Annotated in this window: 18 protein-coding genes; 9 read left to right on the top strand and 9 right to left on the bottom strand. The window is 70.4% G+C overall.

Annotated elements, in window-relative coordinates:
- Positions 1 to 119: 119 nt before the first annotated feature.
- Positions 120 to 2,873 (top strand): CARDB domain-containing protein, encoded by a 2,754-nt coding sequence (locus tag ACFVX9_RS18335; protein ID WP_387982493.1) that lies wholly within the window; start codon positions 120 to 122, stop codon positions 2,871 to 2,873.
- Between the two features lie 134 nt (positions 2,874 to 3,007).
- On the opposite strand, the gene ACFVX9_RS18330 is transcribed toward ACFVX9_RS18335, so the two are convergent.
- The gene (locus tag ACFVX9_RS18330; protein WP_380375668.1) at positions 3,008 to 3,562 is read right to left on the bottom strand and encodes a TetR/AcrR family transcriptional regulator; all 555 of its coding nucleotides are present in this window, start codon (positions 3,560 to 3,562) and stop codon (positions 3,008 to 3,010) included.
- A 138-nt stretch (positions 3,563 to 3,700) separates the two neighbouring features.
- On the opposite strand from ACFVX9_RS18330, the gene ACFVX9_RS18325 reads away from it, so the two are divergent.
- Positions 3,701 to 4,504, top strand: coding sequence for an alpha/beta hydrolase (locus ACFVX9_RS18325; RefSeq protein WP_387982491.1), 804 nt, complete (start codon positions 3,701 to 3,703; stop codon positions 4,502 to 4,504).
- Positions 4,505 to 4,585: 81 nt separating this feature from the next.
- Here the strand turns inward: ACFVX9_RS18325 and ACFVX9_RS18320 are convergent, their stop codons facing one another.
- The 4 genes from ACFVX9_RS18320 to ACFVX9_RS18305 form a co-directional block, all read right to left on the bottom strand.
- Positions 4,586 to 6,127: a hypothetical protein gene (locus ACFVX9_RS18320; protein ID WP_387982490.1), complete on the bottom strand. Its 1,542-nt coding sequence runs from the start codon at positions 6,125 to 6,127 to the stop codon at positions 4,586 to 4,588.
- Between the two features lie 16 nt (positions 6,128 to 6,143).
- Complete coding sequence (locus tag ACFVX9_RS18315; protein ID WP_387982488.1) at positions 6,144 to 6,773, bottom strand: hypothetical protein; 630 nt, start codon at positions 6,771 to 6,773, stop codon at positions 6,144 to 6,146.
- 355 nt (positions 6,774 to 7,128) lie between these two features.
- Complete coding sequence (locus ACFVX9_RS18310; RefSeq protein WP_387982486.1) at positions 7,129 to 8,190, bottom strand: hypothetical protein; 1,062 nt, start codon at positions 8,188 to 8,190, stop codon at positions 7,129 to 7,131.
- On the bottom strand, positions 8,187 to 8,519 hold the full coding sequence (locus tag ACFVX9_RS18305) for a PadR family transcriptional regulator (RefSeq protein ID WP_244293322.1): 333 nt from the start codon (positions 8,517 to 8,519) through the stop codon (positions 8,187 to 8,189). The genes ACFVX9_RS18310 and ACFVX9_RS18305 overlap by 4 nt, the downstream gene beginning before the upstream one ends.
- A 169-nt stretch (positions 8,520 to 8,688) precedes the next feature.
- Between ACFVX9_RS18305 and ACFVX9_RS18300 the strand changes: the two genes are divergently transcribed.
- Positions 8,689 to 8,976, top strand: coding sequence for a hypothetical protein (locus ACFVX9_RS18300; protein ID WP_380345094.1), 288 nt, complete (start codon positions 8,689 to 8,691; stop codon positions 8,974 to 8,976).
- 199 nt (positions 8,977 to 9,175) lie between these two features.
- On the opposite strand, the gene ACFVX9_RS18295 is transcribed toward ACFVX9_RS18300, so the two are convergent.
- Positions 9,176 to 9,637 carry an ATP-binding protein gene (locus tag ACFVX9_RS18295; RefSeq protein ID WP_380375681.1) on the bottom strand — a complete coding sequence of 154 codons (462 nt, stop codon included), beginning with the start codon at positions 9,635 to 9,637 and terminating at the stop codon, positions 9,176 to 9,178.
- Positions 9,638 to 9,767: 130 nt separating this feature from the next.
- Here ACFVX9_RS18295 and ACFVX9_RS18290 point away from each other — a divergent pair, with 130 nt between their 5' ends.
- From ACFVX9_RS18290 to ACFVX9_RS18280, 3 genes are read left to right on the top strand one after another with little or no spacing between them, the layout of a single operon-like run.
- Entirely contained in the window at positions 9,768 to 10,640 is an 873-nt protein-coding gene (locus ACFVX9_RS18290) for a Scr1 family TA system antitoxin-like transcriptional regulator (RefSeq protein ID WP_380375682.1), read from the top strand.
- Positions 10,641 to 10,642: 2 nt separating this feature from the next.
- Positions 10,643 to 10,828, top strand: a complete 186-nt coding sequence (locus ACFVX9_RS18285; protein WP_387982565.1) for a DUF397 domain-containing protein — start codon at positions 10,643 to 10,645, stop codon at positions 10,826 to 10,828.
- 60 nt (positions 10,829 to 10,888) lie between these two features.
- A complete protein-coding gene (locus tag ACFVX9_RS18280) occupies positions 10,889 to 11,122 on the top strand; it encodes a DUF397 domain-containing protein (protein WP_363371157.1) in 234 nt (77 codons plus the stop codon).
- 36 nt (positions 11,123 to 11,158) lie between these two features.
- Here ACFVX9_RS18280 and ACFVX9_RS18275 read toward each other — a convergent pair whose 3' ends face one another.
- Both ACFVX9_RS18275 and ACFVX9_RS18270 read right to left on the bottom strand, forming a co-directional pair.
- Positions 11,159 to 12,847: a HEAT repeat domain-containing protein gene (locus ACFVX9_RS18275; protein WP_387982484.1), complete on the bottom strand. Its 1,689-nt coding sequence runs from the start codon at positions 12,845 to 12,847 to the stop codon at positions 11,159 to 11,161.
- Positions 12,848 to 13,093: 246 nt separating this feature from the next.
- Positions 13,094 to 14,281, bottom strand: coding sequence for an alpha/beta hydrolase family protein (locus ACFVX9_RS18270; protein ID WP_387982483.1), 1,188 nt, complete (start codon positions 14,279 to 14,281; stop codon positions 13,094 to 13,096).
- A gap of 116 nt (positions 14,282 to 14,397) precedes the next feature.
- On the opposite strand from ACFVX9_RS18270, the gene ACFVX9_RS18265 reads away from it, so the two are divergent.
- A complete protein-coding gene (locus ACFVX9_RS18265) occupies positions 14,398 to 15,207 on the top strand; it encodes a class I SAM-dependent methyltransferase (protein WP_387982481.1) in 810 nt (269 codons plus the stop codon).
- A 259-nt stretch (positions 15,208 to 15,466) separates the two neighbouring features.
- Positions 15,467 to 16,705, top strand: a complete 1,239-nt coding sequence (locus ACFVX9_RS18260) for an IS701 family transposase (protein ID WP_387982479.1) — start codon at positions 15,467 to 15,469, stop codon at positions 16,703 to 16,705.
- Positions 16,706 to 16,973: 268 nt separating this feature from the next.
- Here ACFVX9_RS18260 and ACFVX9_RS18255 read toward each other — a convergent pair whose 3' ends face one another.
- Positions 16,974 to 17,807, bottom strand: a complete 834-nt coding sequence (locus ACFVX9_RS18255) for a helix-turn-helix transcriptional regulator (RefSeq protein ID WP_387982478.1) — start codon at positions 17,805 to 17,807, stop codon at positions 16,974 to 16,976.
- A gap of 117 nt (positions 17,808 to 17,924) precedes the next feature.
- Between ACFVX9_RS18255 and ACFVX9_RS18250 the strand changes: the two genes are divergently transcribed.
- Positions 17,925 to 18,989, top strand: coding sequence for an aldo/keto reductase (locus tag ACFVX9_RS18250; protein ID WP_063347037.1), 1,065 nt, complete (start codon positions 17,925 to 17,927; stop codon positions 18,987 to 18,989).
- The last annotated feature ends 112 nt before the right edge of the window (positions 18,990 to 19,101 follow it).

The raw sequence follows: 19,101 nt of genomic DNA, 5'->3' as shown, positions 1-19,101 counted from the left end.
TCCCGGCGCAGGAGACGGCATCCGTCAGACCTGCCGTCGCCTCACCTGCGGACGGCACGGACGGCGCGGACCGCGCGAACGGTGCGAACGGCGCAGACGGGAAGTCAGGACCCCGGGCGTTGACCTGTCCGCCGGTGCCGTTGTGGGTGAACACCGGCGGTGGCGGTGACCAGCTGTACTCGTACAGTCCGACCGGTACGCAGTTGTCCGACGTGCCGCTGGTGCGGGACTACGGGGACATCGCGTGGAGTGCGGACGGCACGACGCTGTACGGGGTGTCCTGGCACGAAAGCCCGCCGACGCTGTACACGATCAACCCGGCCACCGGCGCGGAGACCAGCTCGGTGGTGATCACCGGTCCGGCCGCGGGTTTCGGGTCCGACTTCAACGCGCTGAGCTCCCGCCCGGACGGCAGCCTGTTCGTCGCGTCGTTCTTCTCGAACCAGATCTGGACGCTCAACCCGGCGACCGGGGTGAGCACGCTGTTCCCCGTCTCCTACCCCGCCACACTCGTCTCCTCGGGTGACTTCGTGACCCTGTCCGACGGCGACGTCCTCGGGGTCGCGTTCGATTCGTTCTTCCAGAACCCCACCAGCTACTTCCGGATCCACCCGGACAACACGATCACCGAGATCGGCACCACCCCGGACTCCATCTACGGTCTGGCCCAGTCCGGCGGCAACGTCTACATCTTCCGTGCGAACGGCACCATCGAGAAGCTGAACTCGGTGCCGACCGCCTCCTCGACCGCGACGCTGCCCACCACTGTCATCGCCGCGACGGGGCACCCCTTCTACGGCGCCTCCTCCACCCAGGACAGCGGGAACTGCAACCTTCCGGCCGGCACCTCCTACACCGTCGCCAAGTCGGTCTCCCCGACCGGCCCGGTGAACGAGGGCGACACCCTGACCTACACCGAGACCGTCACCAACACCGGCACCAACCCGGCCACCTTCGCGGGTTTCAGTGACAACCTCTCGGCCGTGCTGACGGACGGCACGCTGGTGCCCGGCTCCGTCACCGCCAGCTCCGGAACGGCCGCCGTCACCGGGAACACCCTGACCTGGTCGGGCACACTGACCGCGCCGCCCGCCGCCGGGTCCACCGTGACCGTGAAGTACCAGGTCACGGTCAACAGCCCCGACACCGGCAACTACGCGCTGACCAACAACGTCGCGCCCACCATCGCGGGCGGCACCTGCGCGACCGCGACGGGCTGCACCACCACCGTGCTGGTCAACGTCCCCACCCCCACGATCGACAAGTCCGCGGCGGAGAGCTCGTTCGTCGCGGGGCAGACGATCCACTACACCTACGCCGTCACCAACAACGCCGGTGTGCCGCTGACGAACATCGCAGTCACCGACACCGGCCCCGGCACCCCGACGGTCACCTGCCCGCCCGGCCCGCTCGCGGCCGGCGCCACGGAGAACTGCACCGCCACCTACACCGCGACCGCCGCGGACGCGGCGGCGGGCACGATCACCGACACGGCGAACCTCACCGGCACCGTCGGCACCCAGACGGTGACCTCGACCAGCAACCAGGTCGTCGTGCCGCTGCGGGCGCTGACCATCACGAAGTCGGCCGTCCAGCCGAACTTCCAGGCCCCGGGCGAGACGCTCAACTACACGTACACCGTCACCAACACCGGCCAAATCGCACTGACCGGCGTGACGGTGACCGACCTGACGCCCGGCGTCACCGTCTCGGGCTGCGGAACCAACCAGCTCGCGCCCGGCCAGTCCACCACCTGCCAGGCCACCTACGTCACGACGGCGGCGGACGTAGCCGCCCAGAACGTGCCCGACCAGGGCCAGGTCACCGGCACCGACACGGGCGGCCAGAGCGTCACCACGACCAGCAACAAGGTGAACACCCCGCTGGTCGCGATCACCGTGGTCAAGAAGGCCGCCGAGGCGCAGTACACCGCCGCTGGCCAGACCATCCACTACACCTACACGGTCACCAACACCGGCGCCCAGCCGCTGACCAACATCGGGGTGGTGGACAACGGCCCCGGCACCCCGACCGTCACCTGCCCCACCGGCCCGCTCGCGCCGGGCGTCTCCGAGAACTGCACCGCGACCTACGTCACCACCGACGCCGACGTCGCCGCGGGCAAGGCCGTCGACACCGCCCAGGTGACCGGGAGCGCTCCCGGAGGCCGGACCGTCACCTCGACCAGCAACAAGGTGACCGTGCCCTACGCCGGGCTGAAGATCGTCAAGGCCGTCCAGGAGACCTCGTTCTCCGCCGCCGGCCAGGCCCTGCACTACACCTTCACCGTCACCAACACCGGTGACACGACGCTCGGTTCGATCGCCGTGACGGACTCCGGTCCGGGCACCCCCGCCGTCTCCTGCCCGGTGACCACCCTGGCCCCGGGCGCGTCCACGACCTGCACCGCGACCTACTCCACCGCCGACGCCGACGTGCAGGCCGGGAAGATCACCGACACCGCGACCGTCACCGGCACCACCCCCGACGGCACCCCGGTGACGGCGACCAGCAACACCGTGACCATCGTGGCCTGCACCCCCTGCGAGGACCAGGACCACGGCGGCTGCGACGGCAACAACTCCGGTGGCCACGGCGGCTGGGGCGACCACCACCCCGGCCCCGGCCAGTGGGACAACCACCCCGACGGCACCGCCCCCGGTGACGCGTCGGCCGCCGAACACCCCGCCGGCACCCACCCCGCGCCCGTTCCCCCGCGCGACACCGCCGCGCAGGAACCCGCCCTGATGCTCGCGAACGCCGGATCCCCGGTGGCCATGGCCGGCCTCGGCGGCGGCGCGCTGCTGGGCCTCGGCTGGCTCATCGCCGCCTTCGCCTCGGCCCGCCTGCGCCAGGACCGCTCCGGAGAGTGACCGCCCTCCACCACCCGGGCCGGCCCCGGCGACGCACGCAACGCACGCGACGCACACGGCGGGCGTAGCGGCCGGGAGGGCAGGGTGCGCCACCACTGGTGGCGCACTCTGCCTGCTTTCTCGGCCGGACAGGCCTAGCCGAGGACGGCGTCCACGGCGGCCGCCAGCGCCTCGCGCACCGCCGGGGGGGCGGTGAAGCGGCTCTGGTTCATCGCGCCGTGCCGCAGGATCAGCAGGGTGTCGGCCGCCCGGTCGGGGTCGGGGTGGCCGGTGGCGGCGAGCAGGCCGGTCAGCAGGGCGCGGAACCAGTCCATGTGCTCCTGGATCGCGCGGCTGACCGGGTGGTCGGGGTCGGGGTAGTCGGCGGCGGCGTTGATGAACGGGCAGCCGCGGAAGCCGGGGGCGCAGAACTCGTCGGCGATGCCCGTGAACAGGGCCGTCACGGCCTCGCGCGGAGGAAGGTCCGCCACCGCGGCGGCGGCGGCGCGGAAGAGCCGGTCGTGCTCGTGGACGTAGGCGAGCACGACGTCGTCCTTGGATGGGAAGTGCCGGTAGAAGGTCGCGTTGGCGACCGCCGACTCGCGGATCAGCTGGTCGATGCCCACCCCTCGCACGCCCTGGGCGTAGAAGAGCCGCATCGCCGCGGCCAGGATGCGAGCGCGCGGTGGCGCGGAATCTCTCGTCGTCATGGCTTGACGCTAACAGAAGGATCGTTCTACCTTGGAGGAGTAGAGAGAACGCTCCTTCTACTTCTTGGATCGGACGACCGCGCCCCGACCGGCCGCCGATCCGATCCCCAGCCCTCACGCACCAGGAGAGACCCCGCCATGCCCAGCAACCGCACCCCGGTCATGTTCATCCACGGCCTCTGGCTGCACTCCACGAGCTGGCAGGGCTGGGCCGACCGGTTCCGCGACGCCGGCTACGAACCGATCCTCCCCGAATGGCCCGGCGTCCCCGCCACCGTCGCCCAGGCCCGCAGGAACCCCGACCCCCAGGGCGGAATCGGCCTCGCCGAGATCTCCGCCCACCACGCCCGGATCATCCGCGACCTCGACACCCCGCCCGTCCTCGTCGGCCACTCCGTCGGCGGCTTCATCGCCCAGCACCTCCTCGGCCAGAACCTCGCCCGGGCAGCCGTCGCGATCTGCCCCGGCCAGATCAAGGGCGTCAAGGCCGTCGGGCCGGCCCAGGCCAAGTCGGCCTTCGCGTTCCTGCGCAACCCCGGCAACACCAAGCGCGCCGTCTCGCTCAACCCCGAGCAGTTCCGCTACGCGTTCGCCAACGCCGTCCCCCAGCAGGAATCCGACGCACTCTTCGACGAGTGGACCATCCCCAGCCCCGCCCGCCCGCTCTTCCAGCTCGCCCTCAGCAACTTCGCCCCCCACTCCCCCGCCAAGGTCGACACCCGCAACCAGGACCGCGGACCGCTCCTCCTCCTGTCCGGCAAGCTCGACCACACCGTGCCCGACGTGCTGACCCGCTCCACCCACAAGCAGTACCGCAAGTCCTCGGCCGTCACCGACTACCACCGCTTCGACGACCGCGGCCACTCCCTCACCGTCGACCACGGCTGGACCGAACTCGCCGACCACTCCCTCACCTGGCTCGACCAGCGCCACATCGGCTGAGCAGACGGCACCGCCCGGCCCCGGCTCCCCGGCCCGCCGCCCGAGAGGTGCGGGCGGCGGGCTCGAACGGCGGCCCAGGGGTCAGCGGCGGCCGATGATCTTGGAGAACGTCGCGAGCGAGACGGTACCGGTCTTCTTGGCGGCATCGCCGACGATGCCCCAACTGCCGATGCTCTGACCATAGTTGGCGGTCAGCGCGGCGCCGCTCGCACCCTCCTTCGCCTGGGACATGTCGGTGCCGGTGGACATCTCGACGACCAGCGGGACCTGGGTGGAGAGGTTGACCGAGCCCTGGAGGACCTTGCCGGCGAGCTTGCCCGCCTTCTCGGAGGCGCCGACGACCTTGGCGCCCTTGGTGCCGATGTAGTTGAACACCTTGGTCGCGTCGGAGGCTCCGGAGCCGCCGGTCTCGGCGAGGAAGGTGAGCCCGGCCCGGCGGACGCCGACGCTGGCCTTGTAGGAGGCCTTGGCGCCGGTGCCGATCGTCTTGACGACGGCCTTGCCCGCCTTGAGGCTCTTGGCGACCGCGCCGACACCGGGCAGGGCGGCGAGCGCGTCCGCGCCCAGGCCGACGATCGTGGCCGCGTCCCAGTCACCCTTGATCGCGGCGTCCACGGTGTGGGCGCCGAGCGCGGCGATGGCGGTGACGGCGGCGACCGGGCCGGCGATCGGCGTGAGGACCGGGATGAGGGCCAGGACGCCGGCGACGGCGGACACGATGCCCAGGATGTCCCCGAAGACGGCCCAGAAGCTGCCGCCCTGCTCCTCTGCCGCCTTGCGCGCGGCCTCGGCCTTCAGGTACTCGAACTCCTGGCCACGGGTCTGGATGACCCGGGTGAACTCGCGGTCGGTGAGCAGGCACTGGAGTTGGAGCTCGGCCTGGAGGGCCAGCGCCATGTCGATCAGGTCGTACAGGCGGCCGTCGGCGATCCACTCGCGCGGGTACCCGTTGTCCTTGAACCGCCAGAAGGAACCCGCGAAGGCAGGACCGCCCATGGCCAGGGACGGAACGGACCCGAGGTTGCTGGCAACCACGGGGTGTGCGTAGGAGATCACGCCCGACACCACATACGCGGCGTCGCCCCTCTGGCCCCCTCTCATCATCGCATCCGCGACCCTCTTGCCTATGGCCTGCCGTTCCTCTTCTGTCATGCCGGGCTTCCCCAACCACGGTGGGGTCGTTACCAGCGCATCGTTCTCCCACGTCTCGGGCAGCCAATCGCGCGACAGCCTCTCCTGCGGCTTCGCGGCGCTCTGCGGGTTCGCGGCGATCCAGGCGGCGAGCGCGCGGCTGGTCTCCAGAGGCAGGAACCCCCGGAACTCGCGGTCCTGGGCCGCGATGGCCGGATCGGAGTCCACGTAGTCGAAGTACTCTTCGTCGAGGCGGCTGAGCGCGGCGAGGACCTGGTCGCGCTGAAACACGAACATGCGCAGCAGCTGGTCGATCTTGTAATGATCCTCCGCGGTGAGGGCCTTCGGGTCCCACTTCCAGAGGGTCATGGCGAGATCCGGGTTCCGGGTGTAGAGGCCCAGCTCGCTGTGGACGGCCCCGACGATCCTGTCCTTGCCCGGGTCGAAGCCCAGGTACGGCAGTTCGCGGCGGAGCTCGTAGTCGATGTCCATGGTTCTGCTCCCCTGGTCAGGCCGCGGCGGCGGTGTCGAAGGTGATCGTGCGGCAGACCTCGGCGAGGATCTCCACGCAGGAGTCCCACTCGGCGAGGTTCTCCGTGGCGATCGCGAAGTCGGCCATCGCCAGGCGTCCGGGGATCGGCACGAACACGTGCAACTGACGGACCACGGTCGGGCCGCCGCCGTCGCCGAGCAGGTTCACCGGGCGCTCGACCTTGCGCTCCTCGGTGAGCAGCACCGCGGGGCCGGCTTCGAGCCGGACGACGCCGACCTCGGCGTCCGGGTAGATGGCGCCCATGGTGCGCGCCAGGCGGTGGACGGTCTGCTCGTTGGACAGCTCGCTGGGGCGGGCGGTGACGGTCAGGATCGCCGAGGCCAGCTTCCCCTCGGGCTTCTCCTTCGTCGGCCCGTACAGCAGCGTGCCCGCGTAGACGGCGCCGGCGGCGGACAGCAGCTCGTACATCGTCTGCTGGGTCAGGACGGCTGCCCCTATCTCCTCGTCCGACGGCTTCGGGTCGACCATGTTCAGCCGCTCGATCAGCCGGTTGGTGTTCACCTCCGCCGACACGGAGAAGTCGAGGTCGGTGAACGCCTCCGGGACTTGGAAGCTGATCGGCAGGTCGATCGTGGCGTCGGGCACAGGGGCGCTCCTCACGGGCGGGACACGGATGCGGCCCACCGCACGACGCGGCAGGACCGCCCGCCATGATCAACGCCCGGCAGGACCACCGACCCCACCACCACCCCCGGCACGCGAACCGCTGGCGCGAACCGATCCGCCTTACGTCCCGCCTGGACCGAATTGCCCACCCGAACACGCGTCCCACCCGTAACCGGAACGGCATGATCCACCGTCACCCACATGGCCTAAACGGCTCATTGCACGGCACGGCACCGCCGGGAACGTCCGCGAAGCGGAACGCCGCGCCGACCGGGGAGGTCGTGCGCGGCGTTCGCCGGGAGAGTCGGGAGCGTCGAGAGAGTGCGGGGGCGGGTTACGCCGCGCCGAGGCGGCTCGGGGCTCCCGGAGCGGGCTTCAGGTAGCGGACGGCGGCTGCTGTCGTCAGGGCGATCAGGGTGACGGTGAGGAGGTACTGGCAGAGCAGGCCGAGATCGCCGAGCTCGTTGTCGTACCAGGTGAAGAACGCGTTGCCGGCGAGGCCGAGACTGAGGACCGGCGGGAGGACGGCCAGTGCGGTCGCGGCCGGTAGCAGCCGGCCCCAGCGGAGGGGTGCGAGCGAGAGCAGGGCCAGCGGGATGCAGGCCCCCATCAACGTCAGCACGGGCTGGGGAAGTACGGGGAGGGCGCTCTCGTGAAGAAGTGCGCCGAGGCGGCCCAGGTTGGACAGCAGGAGGCTCGCGACCAGCACCAGGGCGGGCGGGACGGCGGCGCGCGGTCGGCGGGCGATCGTGCTCTCCAGCAGGTCGCCGGGGGCGGCGAAGAGCAGCAGGGACCACAACACGTTCGCGCCGGACGACATGATCAGGAGGGTGTAGTCCGGCGGAAAGCCCGGCACCACGGTCCATATCTCATGCTGCTGGACGAAGCACTGGGCGATGGCGGCCACTCCGGCCAGGGCGGCCAGGGTCCGGACGGTGGTCCACCGGCGGAACAGCAGGGCTACCACGACCAGCAACCAGAGCACCTGAGTGACGGTCTGGGCGATCAGCGGGGAGTGCCAGTCGACGAAAGCGGTTCCGGGGTGCTGCAACGCGTAGGAGTGGTTGGCCGTGGCCTGCCGCCACTTCTCCGGGAGGAACACGAGGGCGGTCAGCTGCTGACCGAGCGCCATGGCGGCGGCCAACGGGGCGGTGGTGGCGAGCAGGCGTCCGGCGGTGCTGCTCGCGGTGATACCGGTGCGCACCCGCAGGCCGTACGCGGCGACGCCGACGGTCTCGCGGATGACGGCCAGTCGGCCGGCGCCGGCGGTGGAGTCGGCGTGGACCGCGGTGATCTCCTCGCCGCGCTCGGCCCGGTAGGCGGCGGGGTAGGCCCGCAGGGCCAGTCGCAGTCCTCGCAAGGCGGTGCCGGTGGTGGCGGTGGTGGCGGTGTTCACGCGAGGGCCCCCCTGGCCGTCGGACGGGTGGTGCGCAGACGCCGGTCGGCCTCGGCCACTACCGCGCGCAGCCGGTCGGCCTCGGCGGCGAGGGTGTCCCGCCCTGCGTCGGCGAGTGCGTACGTCCGGCGGGCGCGGCCGTCGATCACCTCGTCGCGCTCGACCTCGATCAGTCCCTGCTGGAGCAGGCGGTCCAACGCGCTGTAGAGCGTGCTGGTGCGCATTTTGACCCGACCGTCCGAGAGCGCGGCGACCTCCTGGATCAGGGCGTAGCCATGGCGAGGCGCGTCGGCCAGTGCGGTGAGCAGAAGCAACGTGGGCTCCTGCATGGAGCGTAATGTCATGCGGATACATATACCGTTCATAGGCATATACCGTCCAGTGTTCATGTATCTGGCGCGGGCGGATGCCTGAGCAACCGTTCGGCGCCGGAAGCCGTCATTTCACGGATGTCGGGGCACGACCGCCTCGCCCCAAGGACACCGGGAGCTGGTCTCGTTGCAGCGGAAGAAGCCGTACTGGCAGCCGTACTGGTGGCGACTGATGTTCCGTTCGGACACCACGCCGGAGTGGGAGCCGATGGATCGCGGACCGCTCTCCCAGGTCTCGAACCACGCGCTGACGACGATGTCGATCGAGGCCTGGGCCGACGGCCTCCTGGAGGAGGCGCTCTACGAACTCGAAGACCTGCGCGGCGACCTGCGCGTCGAGTGCTACGAGGAGCCCGTCCTCACGGACGGCACTCCGCCGGTGTATTCGCGCCAGGGGCGGCTGCCGGGGAGGTGAGTCCGGGACGGGTTCGGCGCGGGAAGTCGGTGGGGCCGACTTCCCATGCCGTAGTCAGCGAACAGGGGTTGGGGTTGCGGTGGGCCTGGGGCCCGGGCGGGGATGGTGCTGGGCGGTGAGGGGGTAGACCCAGGCGAGGAGAGCGAGGAGGAGTGCGAACGGGAGGAGGGTGTAGGCGGTCGCGGTGCCCGGGGTCACGTCAGGACGCATCGAGGGCGGCGGGGAGGTCGAGTTCGGCCCAGACGGTCTTCGCGTTGGGGTGGCGGGGGATGCTGCCCCAGCGGTCGGCGAGGGCGTCGATGAGGGTGAGGCCGCGCCCGGACTGGGAGTTGGGGGCGAGGACGGCGGGCAGAGCCGGGAAGCGGTCGCCCCGGCAGTCCGAGATCTCGATGCGCAAGGTTGTGCCCCGGCGCACGGTGGTGGTGAGACAGAGGTGAAGCTCGAAGCCGCGCCCCGGAACGCGGCCATGGGTAGTCGCGTTAGCGGCGAGCTCCGCGACGATCAGGAGAGCCGAGTAGTACGGCTCGGTGTGGGACAAGTTCAGCCCCCAGGTGGTCAGTTGACGCCTGGCGATGCGCCGGCCGATGGCGGCGCCCTTGGGGGTGGCGGCGAGGGTGACGGTGTGACGGCGGGGGCTGTCGAGCGGGATGTCGGTCGTCATGGAAAAAATCGTGGCGCCCCGGACGTACGCTGACCACGGATTCGGCGAGCACTGAGAGTGCCTGTGCGGATGCGGAGGGTTGGCCTGTCGGCCGGCCCAGATCAATCGGTCGAAAGGGTGGGTGATTGTCGTGGGTGGCGTCGAGCGCACGGTCTTCGATGACGGCGAGACGGTGGAGAACTCCGACGGGGTCGCGGAGTTCTATGCGGCGGTGGGCAAGTTGATCAGGCTCTTCCGGGAGCGGGCCGGGCTGACCCAGCGCGAGCTGGCCGAGAAGCTCGGGTACAGCGAGGACCAGTTGGGGGCGGTCGAGCGCGGCAAGCGGACGCCGAGAATCGAGATCCTGACGAAGGCGGACGAAGTCCTCAACGCGGGCGGCGCGTTGAAGATCGTCGCCGACGACGTGATGAAGGCGAAGATCCGGATCACCACGCGGCACCCGGCATTCTCCAAGGCCTTCACGTACGAGGAGTGGCGGGCCATCGAGATCCACGAGTACAGCAGTCTCCACATTCCCGGACTGCTTCAGACCGAGGCCCATGCGCGAGCGCTGTACGACATGCGTAGGCCGTGGCTCTCCGTCGAGCAGATCGACGACTGGGTGTCCGCGCGGTTGGCGCGGCAGGAGATCCTGAGCCGATGGCCGTTGCCGGTCATGAGCTGGGTGATCGACGAGAGTGCCCTGCGCCGCCCGTTGGGGGGTTGGGACGTTCACCAGGCGCAGCTTCGCCACCTGCTCAAGGTGGCCGAGATCCGCGGCCTGGAGCTTCAGGTGATGCCGCTGGACAGGACGGAGAACGCCGGCATGGGCGGCTCCTTCATCCTCCTCACGCCGACGGGGCGGGCCCAGATCGCGTACGTAGAGGTCCAGCACGTCAACAGGCTGATCACGGACCCGGAGGAAGTCCGTAAGATGACTGCACGGTACGGCACCCTCAGGGGGCAGGCGCTCAGCATGAGGGAGTCCTTGGCCTTGATCGAGATGATCCTGGGAGAGCGGTGAGCATGGCCGAGCTGGCGTGGTTCAAGAGCAGTTACAGCAGTAACGAGGGTGCTGCGTGCGTGGAGGTCGCCGAGACCCCCGGCGTCGTCCACGTGCGCGACTCGAAGGACAAGAGCGGCCCGCAGCTGGCATTCGAGCCCCCCGCGTGGAAGGCGTTCGTCGGCTTCGCCGCGACCGCCGAGGTCTGAGCAGTCCCCCAACGGCCCACCGCTAGGCAGCGGTGGGCCGTTGGCGTACCGTCAGAAGACATGGAACTCGTCTGGTTCAAGAGCAGCCACAGCACCAACGAAGGCGCCCAATGCGTCGAGGTCGCGTGGCGCAAGAGCAGCTACAGCAGCAACGAGGATGCCGCCTGCGTCGAGGTCGCCGAGACGACCGCCGCCGTCCACGTCCGTGACTCCAAGGACAAGGACGGCCCCCAGCTCACCTTCTCCCCCGCCGCCTGGCAGGCCTTCGTCGACTTCGCCCCGACGGCCGCCTGACGGCCCGAGACTGCCAGGACCAGGACCAGGCCAGGCCTAGGGCGTGGCAGTACCCTCCTGCGCGTCGCCCTCGATTGCCCGGAGCGCGGCGACCGCAGCGGGCGCCACGTTGGAGTTCACGGCCGCGCCGAGTGCGGCCAGCTCACGGATCACCGGCAGTGCGGGTGCCGCCGCCGGGCCGAACTGCCGCAACGCCGCGAGTGCCGAGCAGACGATCCCCCACTTCTCCCCCCGCACTGCCCGATCGAGTACCTCCTCGACCGCCCCGAGCGCCGCCGTGCCCCCGAGGTGCCCCAGCGCCTGCAGCGTCGAGTTCACCTCCGTTTCGATCCACTGCTGGTCCAGGTCGAAGCCGAGCAGCCGCTCGACCAGCCTGGGCACCAACTGCCCTGCCGCACCCGGAAGCCACTTCGCAGCCTGGACCGCCCGCCAGGCGTCGACCCCGCCGTCCAGCGCCACCAGCAGACTCGGCAGCGCCCGCTCGTCACCGAGACGTGCCAACGCGAGGACGGCCTCCTGATGGGCCCGGCGCAGATGGCGCTGCGGGGAGGCCCACGCCTGTGGTCCGTACTGCGCGTGCTGGGCGGCGACGAAGGCGGCCAGCACCGGGCGGGCCGGCTCGGGGACCGGATGGCAGGTGCCGAGGGCGGAGGCGGCCTCGGCGACGACCTCAAGGTACGGGTCCGCGAGTTGGGCGCCGATCAGCGCGACGAGCGGGCCGTGGCCAGCGCTCCGGGACCTGATGATCTCCGAGCCCATCCGCAGGGCATCCAGCCGGGTACCGGGATCGGCGCTGCGCAGCTGTTCCGCCAGCAGCATCGTGCGCTCGGACACCCGCGCGCCCAGAACCTCGTGGAAGGTGCGCAGCAGCCCGGTGACCGGTGAGTGGACCGTTGCGTGCCGGTCGAGGTCCTCGAACGCGGCGATGACCTCGACCGGTGCGCTGCCCGGCTCGATCGTGGGTGCCGGTGTCGCCGGGGTGGGGGTGAGCCACCAGTCGCCGGTAGGGGCCTTCTGTTCACGCAGAAGGGCGATCGCGGTGCGGGTCGCCTCCTGGGCGTGGAAGTCCGGTGTGCACCGGGCGTGCTGGATCAGGGCCGCCAGCCGGGTGGTCGGATCGAGCGCGGTGTCGTCGGCGAGGGAGGTGAACCAGGCCGATGCGGACGCCAACATGTCCGGCCGGGGCAGAGCCAGCTCGGCCATCGCCTCGACCAGCAGCAGCCGTTCGACCACCCCCGGTGCTGCGGGAAGCCGTTCCCGCAGCACCGCGGCAGCGCGTTCCGCATCGTCGACCAACAGCCCGAGCGCGGGTATCGCCGCCTGCCGCACCAGCCGGTCGGAATCCGTGGCGAACCCGATGAACGCCTCGGCCTGCTCCCGCATCAGCGCCGCGGCCTTGTAGTGGCCGGAGAAGTCCCAGCTGTTCTCCTCGGTCGCGCCGTACGCGAGCGCCGCGCTGCCGATGCCGACCAGCAGTTCGACCACCGCCGCCCGTACGGGCACAGCGGCGTCGCCGGCCAGCTCGAAGAGGAACGGCACGCTTGCGGCCGTGCACTGGTAGACGTCGCCCTGATGGTGGACGGCGCCGTAGAACCTGCCGAGCGCGTCCCCGCGCTCCTCCTCGTCGGAGGAGGCGAGCGCGTGCAGCAGCCCGGGCACCTCCTCCGCGGTGCCGTAGGCGTGATGCATCTGCGACCAGTCGATGTCGTGGAGTCCGTCGAACATGACGAACATTCTGCCCGTCGCCACTGACCTCTGGGGGCCAGGCAGGGTGCGGGGCAGGGGGCGGGACCTGACCTCTGAAGACGGCCTCCAGCCGGCGGCGGCGTCCTTCGAGATGACGGCCCCGGGCCTGCTGCGTCCGCGCGCTCAACTGCTGGGCGAAGCTCCGCAGGGAGTCGGCGTTCCTCGCGCCTTGATGCGGGCGGGCCGCCTCCGTGGCGCCGGGACCCTTTCTGCCGTCCGTGCCGGTCAGGGGCGGGTGAAGGTCACCTCGGGGAAGTCCCGGCTGGGGCCGTTGAGCAACGGCTCGCAGATGCCCTTGAGTTGGCGCTCGAAGAAGGCGCCGACATAGCTGGTGGTGATCGCGATCGACCGGGGAGCGTTCGGGATGGGCAGCACGCCGCTCTCGTTGACCAGGTAGTCCAAGTCGGTGAAGGTGTAGTGGTCGGCGCCGGCGACGGTGAGCCACCGCTTCCATCCGTCCAGGTTCGGCCAACTGCTGGTCCAGGACGGCACGATGTCCGGGCCGCTCGGGTCCGCGGCCGCGATCAGCAGGACCGGGCGGCCGCCGATGCCGGTCGCGGGAACCGGTGGCGTGATGGCGCCGTCGAGGTCGACACCGGCCAGCACGCGTCGGTCCGCGCCCATGGCGGCCAGGGTCGCATCGCCGCCGGCGGAGTGCCCGGCCATGCCGATCCTCGCCGGATCGATGAGCGTGGAGTACCGCCACACCGGGCGCGGACCGGTGAGCTCGGTGAGCAGGAAGGACACGTCCCGGGCGCGGCCCGCGGCGATCTGTTCCTGGGTGGCCGCGCCGGAGTTGTACGCGTCGCACGCCGTACAGGGCAGGATGCCGTCCGGGAACCGGGTGGCCGCCGATTCGTGGGCGTGGTCGACGGCCGCCACCACGAAGCCCCGACTGCTCAGTTCCTCGGCCAGCGCGGTGAGGGTGTAGCGGGGCACCGTGAAACCGGGCGACAGCACGACGAGCGGGTAGCGGCCCCGCGCCGGCGCCGCATCGGCCCGGGCCCACGTACGGGTGTCGGCGAGGCGGGCCGGTTCGAGGGCCCCCGGCAGACCCGCATAGGTGATCAACGCCGACGCCTCGGCGGTGCTCATGTACGCGGCAGGCGTGCCGCTGTCGGTGCGGGCAGGGTAGTAGAGGTCGACCATCAACTGTCGCGGTCCCGACTGCGGTGCCCACGGATCGGCGCGCCGGTCGTCGACGAGGTGCAGGGTGTCACGACCGACCGCGTACGGTCCGGTCGGCCTCGGCAACGACAACGCACTCGCCGTCTGGGCCTTCGGCGCACTGGACGCCGTCAGCGGTGTCGCGGCGGGTGCCGCGACAGCTGGGGCGGACACGCTCAGGGGGATGAGCACCATGGCGGTGGCGCAGCTCACCGCGTATCTGCTTGCCCACCGGATTGTCTTCATGGCGGCGATTCTTTCCACCGGCGCGGGGGCGCGGCATCCGGGTGGACCCCCGACAAGTCCCTGATTTCGACGGCGAAGGGGGTGGCCGGACGGCGCGGCGCGGCTAGCGTGACCGCATGGATCGAGATCAACACCTACTCCACGCCTCGTCGTTCGGCGCGGCGGCGGCCGCATACGCCGAGCACCGCCCGGACTACGCGCAGGACGCGGTGCGTTGGGCGCTCGAACCCGCTCCCGGCCCGCGCGTGCTCGACCTCGGCGCCGGAACCGGCAAGCTGACCGGCGTGCTGGCCGCGCTGGGTGCCGAGGTCATCGCGGTCGAACCCGACCCGGCGATGCTGGCCGAGCTGCGCCGTTCGCTGCCGGAGGTCCGTGCCCTGTCAGGGAGCGCGGAGGCGGTTCCGCTGCCGGACTCCTCCGTCGACGCCGTGGTCGCCGGCAACGCCATGCACTGGTTCGACATGGCCGTCGCGGGGCCCGAGATCGCCCGGGTCCTCGCCCCCGGCGGCGTCCTGGCCGGCCTGTGGAACGTGATGGACGACCAGGTCGCCTGGGTCGACGGGCTCGCACAGGTCAGCGGGGGCGAGGCCATCGGCCCGCGTGACACGCCCGCCGGCCGGCGCGCCGAGACGACCGGCATGCACCTTCCGAAGACCGGCGCGGCCGCCCGGTTCGGCTCGCCGGAGCAGGAGCAGTTCCCGCACGGGCAGCTGCGCACCGCCGACTCCCTCGTCGCGACCCTCGCGACCCGCGCGGGCGTGCTCGTCATGCCGGAGCAGGAGCGGGAGGCCAGGCTCGACCGGATCCGCGCGTTCCTCGCAGACCGACCGGAGACCGCCCAGGGCGAGTTCACGCTCCCGATGCTGACCGCCGTGCTGCGCGTCCGGCGACTGGATCCCGGCCCGGGGCCGGAGGCGTGGGGCTAGGGCGTGTCTTCAAACTCCCGTCGTCCGCCCGGAGGGCGGGCGTGGCGGCGTTGGGGTGCGTGCATCGCAAGGCGGAGGAGGGAGTCCATGCGGTGGGGGCACCTCCCGGCCGAAGGCTGGGGGCCATCGGCGACTGACGACAACGCGGCGAGGTGCGTGCCCCAACGCCAGCGCGCAGGCGGGAGTTTGAAGACACGCCCTAGTAGTACTTCGTTAGGTTGATTTGATCTTGTGGTCGTGGCGGTGCATGCTGCGGTCTGTGGATCTTGGTGAGGTGGAAAGGCTGCGCGGAGATCTCGGCGACTTCGTGGCCGAGGTCTTCGCGTCCCTGGCGCGTAAGGATCAGCGACGGCAGGGGGATTGCTATCTGCGCGGGCTGATGCTGGACGGGCGGCGCAAGTCGATCCAGCCGATGGCCGAGCGGCTGCCGGACGGGAACATGCAGGCGCTGCAGCAGTTCGTCAGCCAGTCGCCGTGGGACCACACGCCGGTGCTGCGGCAGATTGCGCGGAAGATGACCGCCGCGCTCGCGCCGGAGGCGTGGGTGATCGACGACACCTCGTTCCCGAAGGCCGGCGACCAGTCGGCGGCGACGTCAAGGCAGTACTGCGGCGCTCTGGGCAAACGCTCGCTCTGCCAGGTCGGGGTGAGCGTCCACGCCGTCACCGACCAGGCCTCCAGCCCGCTGTCCTGGCGGCTGTTCGTGCCACCGGAGTGGGGCGACCGTGGCGATGTCCGCCGCCGTCGCACCGGCCTGCCACCGGAGGTCGGGCACGTCGAGAAGTGGCGCCTGGCGATCGACACGCTCGACGAGCTGACCGCCTGGGGACTCGATCCCCAGGTCGTGGTCGCCGACGCCGGATACGGCCAGTCCGCCGCCTTCCGCCATGCCCTGCGCTCCCGGGACCTGGACTACATCGTGGCGGTGTGCGGCGACGAGACCGCGCCCCGCCACGACGCTGAACCAGTGGCTCCCGTCTACGGCGGTGCGGGACGCAGGACGCTGCCCCGCTACCGCGCCGACTCCGTCGCCCTGCACGAGCACGCAACCGAGGACGGCCGCCGGGTGTTTCGGCAGGTCACCTGGCGCCAGGGCAGCCGCGGAGCGATGCGTTCAAGGTTCCGCGTCCTACAGGTACGGCCCGCAGGGAAGATCCCCCGCACGCTCGCCACGGCCGACGCGGGCGGAAGTGCCGCCTGGGACGGCGTCCTGCCGGCCGAGACGCTGCTGGCCGAATGGCCTACGGGCGCGAGCGCGCCCACCGAGTACTGGCTGACCAGCCTGCCGCCCGACACCGCGATCCGCCGCCTCGTGCGCCTGGCCAAGATCCGCTGGCGCATCGAGCACGACTACCGCGAGATGAAGCACGGCCTGGGCCTGGACCACTTCGAGGGCCGCACCTGGCGAGGCTGGCACCACCATGTCACCCTCGTCACCGCCGCCCACGCCTTCCTCACCCTCCGGCGCCTCGACCCAAAAGTCGAGACGCCGGCCTGACCTTCTACCGAGTCCTCGACGCCATCCAGGACCTCATACGGGCCTGGACCGGCGAATGCCCCACCTGCCACCGCGAGTTACCCAACATCCAGCGACCAGGACACACCAGACCACTACAGACCTAACGAAGTACTACTAGGGCCTATTTCGAAAGTTCTGGCCACGAACGTGTAGCAGTCATGGACACCGCGCCGTCCGGGCACCCGGCATGCTTTCGGCCCGGATCTCACCGATGGACTCCGAGGCACGCCGGAATGAGGGTTCTACGTCACCGTGAGCACAACCGGTTCAATGCCGACTGGCTCTCATCGTCCGCGGCGCGGCAGATCATCAACCGCTGGTCCGGATCTTGGAGTGGCATGAGTACTTCGAAGTTCACGGCGATCACACCTGCGTCCGGATGCCGCATCACCTTGTGTCCGCGGCCGTTGACCTTCACGTCTCCCTCGGCCCACAATCGCGCGAATTCCTCGTTACGGGTGGTGCATTCGGTGATGAGGTCGGTCAACGCCTGGTCCTCCGGGTGCGCGGCCCACGCTGCGCGCAGGTGGGCGATTCCCTCCCGCACGACGCGCTCGCGGTCGACATAGAACTCGCGTATTCCCGGGTGTACCAGGCACAGCCACATGGCATTGCGTTGCGACGGCGGCAGGGTGTCGAAATCCAGCAGCAGCCTCGCCATTTCGCCGTTCCAGGCCAGGATGTCGTAGCGGTGGTTCATCAGCACGGCCGGCAGCGGCGACAGGTCGGCGACCAGCCGGGCCAGCGGGGGTGCTGCAGTGGTGGCGGGCTTGTCGGCGTTGCGGGGGCGTTGCTGGGCCAGGTTGAAGAGGTAGGCGCGTTCGTCGGGGGCCAGGCGCAGCGCCCGGGCCAACGCCTCCACCACGTTCGCCGAGGGCCGCAGTCCCCGGGCCTGTTCCAGCCGCGCGATGTAGTCGATGCTGACCCCGGCCAGTTCGGCGACCTCTTCACGGCGCAGTCCCGGGGTCCGCCGGGCCTGCTGACGCGACGGCAGGTCGAAGTCCTTCGGGTCGAGGCGCTCGCGCCGGGTCCGCAGGAACGCGGCCAGCTCCTTTGCCGTGTCCACGGTGCGGGTCATCATGTTCGATCCAACAGCCAGGGTAGGACTGGTGTTCCCAGGAACTTCTTTCCCTTATCCCCGACTCGCGGCGGTCACAGACTTGTTCTCGACAACGGATGACAAGCACAGGAGGACACGATGTCGCTCACCCTCGACACCTACCGGTTGCTGGGCCGCTCCGGGCTGCGGGTCTCACCGCTGGCGCTGGGCGCGGCGACCTTCGGCACCGAGTGGGGCTGGGGTGCCGAGCAGGACGAGGCGCGTAAGCTGTTCGACCTCTACGTCGAGCGCGGCGGCAACTTCGTCGACACCGCCAACACCTACACCAATGGCAGCTCCGAGCGCCTGCTGGGTGAATTCACCCGCGACAACCGCGAAAGCCTGGTGCTGGCAACGAAATACACCACGCTGCGCCGGCCCGGCGACCCGAATTCCGGGGGCCCTCACCGCAAGAGCCTGTTCGCGTCGGTGGAAGCCAGTCTGCGACAGCTGAATACGGACTACATCGATCTGCTCTACCTGCACGTGTGGGATTTCACGACACCGGTCGAGGAGATCCTGCGTGGCATGGACGATCTGGTCCGGCAGGGCAAGGTCCTGTACGTGGCGATCTCCAACGCCCCGGCCTGGCAGGTGTCGCGCATGCAGGCGATCGCCGACCTGCGCGGCTGGTCGCCGCTGGTCGCCCTGCAGATCGAATACAACCTGATCGAGCGTACCGGGGAACGTGACCTGATCCCGATGGCACGCGAGATGGGGTTGGGCGTGGTGCCGTACTCGCCACTTGCCGGCGGGGTGCTCACCGGCAAGTACAGCCGCGACGACCTGACCACGACGAACACCGCGGTCGACGACGGCACCCGTAAAAATTTCAATATCGCCAACGGCGGGCTCACCGAACACAACCTGGACATCGCTGATGTCGTGAAGGAGGTCGCCGCGGAGCTGGGCCGCACAACCGCCCAGGTCGGGCTGGCCTGGACCCTGCAGAACCCGGATGTGACGGCATCGCTCATCGGCGCCCGCACTCTCGCGCAGCTGGAGGACAATCTGGGTGCCCTGGAGGTCGACTTCACGGCCTCCCAACTGGCCCGCCTCGACGAGGCCAGCGCGATCGAACTCGGCTTCCCGCACGACCTGCTCGCCAGCGACAGGATGCGCACGGTGACCCACGGCGACCTGAAGGTCGAAACCCGCCGCTGATACCCGGTCGAGCCCCGCCCTCTCTGTCAGCCTTGGGTGAGACATCCCGCTTTGTCGGGTTAGCCTGAGAGGGCCCGAGTAGGAGTTCCACCCCTGATGACCAGCACCAATC

The sequence above is a fragment of the Kitasatospora sp. NPDC058243 genome (assembly GCF_042882025.1).
Lineage (GTDB): Bacteria > Actinomycetota > Actinomycetes > Streptomycetales > Streptomycetaceae > Kitasatospora.
The sequence above is the reverse complement of the archived record's forward strand: the minus strand, read 5'-3'. Positions and strand labels throughout refer to the sequence as shown.